Source organism: Mycobacterium arosiense ATCC BAA-1401 = DSM 45069 (assembly GCF_002086125.1).
In the GTDB taxonomy this organism is placed as follows: Bacteria; Actinomycetota; Actinomycetes; order Mycobacteriales; family Mycobacteriaceae; genus Mycobacterium; species Mycobacterium arosiense.
The window spans coordinates 1-1670 of the sequence record NZ_MVHG01000191.1 but is presented as its reverse complement, the minus strand read 5'-3'; the positions used below and the strand labels follow the sequence as shown (position 1 = coordinate 1670).

Sequence of the window (1670 nt, the reverse complement as noted above, 5' to 3'; positions counted from 1 at the left end):
GTTGAAGGCGGGGGCCGCCGTCACCGGTTGGGCTGGGGAGCCGATGACGGCGATGCCGGATGCGGAGAACCGTTTCAGTGGTGAGGTTTTCGCCACCGCCGTGGGTGAGGACGGGGCATTGACGGTGACCATCGGTGGACTCCGCAAGACGGGGTACCGGCCTGCTGCGGGTGAGCCGGTGACGGTGATCCCTGCGCCGCCCTCGGTGTCCACGATTCGGTCGCGGCGCACGGCGGTGGCGCGGCTGTATAAGCGGCGGTTCTCCTGGCTGTCACAGGGGGCCACCCCGACCGCAAGCCGCCGCCCCGTTCCTCTGGCGGTGATGATCGCTGCCGCCGACGACATACAAGCACCGGAGAACTGAGATGCGTACGCTGCCTAGGCGATTCACCGCCGGTGACCCCGCGACCGCTAACGCGCCTGCTGGGGCACCGGCGGTGACCCCGGCGCTGCCCACCGCTGCGCCGATCACCGAGGACTGGCCGGGACGCGACCTGCTGGACACGCCGATGCTGGCGCGGGTGCTGCTGGCCGCGTGGGGCGGCGATGCTGCGGTCTGCGTTCCGGCTTGCCCCGGCGCGGGCAAGAGCCGCCTGGTGGCGCTGCTGGCCGGTGCACTGGCTCACCGCGTGGCGCTGCGTGTGGCGGTGGCTGCACAGACCCGCGAGCAAGCCGCCGAGCTGGCTCGGCGCATCGCCGCCGTCAGCGAGCGCGCTTCCCTGATCGTGTCGGGGGCTGGTAAGAAGCCGGTGATGGTGGACGGCATTCGCACGGTCGCGGGCCGCAGTGTGCGATGGGAACACTCGACAGGCGGGGAAATTCTGATCGGCACCGCCGCTCGCTGGCTCTACGTCGATCCCAACCTGGCCGGAGCCGATGTACTCTTGGTTGACGAGGCCTGGCAATGCACCTATGCCGACCTCGGCGCGCTGGGAAGCCTTGCACGGCAAGTGATTTGCGTTGGCGATCCCGGCCAGGTGGCACCCGTGGTGACCGGCTCGACCGAGAAGTGGGAAGGCCAAGCCACCGGGCCACACCAACCCGCCCCGGCTGCGCTGCTGGCCGCACACGGCGATGCCATCACCATGCACGAACTGACGAACTCCTGGCGACTTGGACCGCAGACCTGCGCGCTGTTGTCCCAGCATTTCTACCCGCAGATGCCGTTCACGTCGCGTCGTCCTGATGAGACCGTGATCGCACCGGACGGTACGGTGCTGCCCGAAATCGTCAGTCGTCCAACGGAAGCGCTGAATGGGCCGACCGACCCGGCGCTGCTGACCGCCTTGGCTGAGCGGGTGCGTGAACTGACCTGGCATGACTACCGGCGCGGCGGTGTGTGCGAGGCGTTGACCGCCCGCGACATTGCAGTGGTGGTGCCGCATGTCGCCCAAGCCGGTGCGGTGCGGGCGCTCTTGGCCGACATGCCCGATGTACTGGTCGACACCGTCAATGCGCTGCAAGGCCTAGAAAGGCCCGCCGTTGTGGCCTTGCACCCGATGGCGGGGTATCGCAACGCGGAATCGTTCGCCCTTGACGCGGGACGCATGTGCGTGACCCTGAGCCGTCACCGGGCGCACCTGACCATCCTCACCGACCCGGCTACCGCGCCAGTGTTGGACGCCACCGCCGGCGATCCGCAAGCCGCTCACGCGCGGGCGGTGCTGGCC

The 1670-nt window shown here is 69.2% G+C and carries 1 protein-coding gene and 1 pseudogene; both read left to right on the top strand.

Annotated elements, in window-relative coordinates; genetic code table 11:
* Positions 1-364 (top strand): annotated as a pseudogene (locus tag BST14_RS27995) (hypothetical protein); the annotation flags it as partial.
* A 1-nt stretch (position 365) separates the two neighbouring features.
* Positions 366-1670 (top strand): AAA family ATPase (locus tag BST14_RS27990; protein ID WP_083067478.1); only part of this gene is annotated, 1305 nt, incomplete at its 3' end.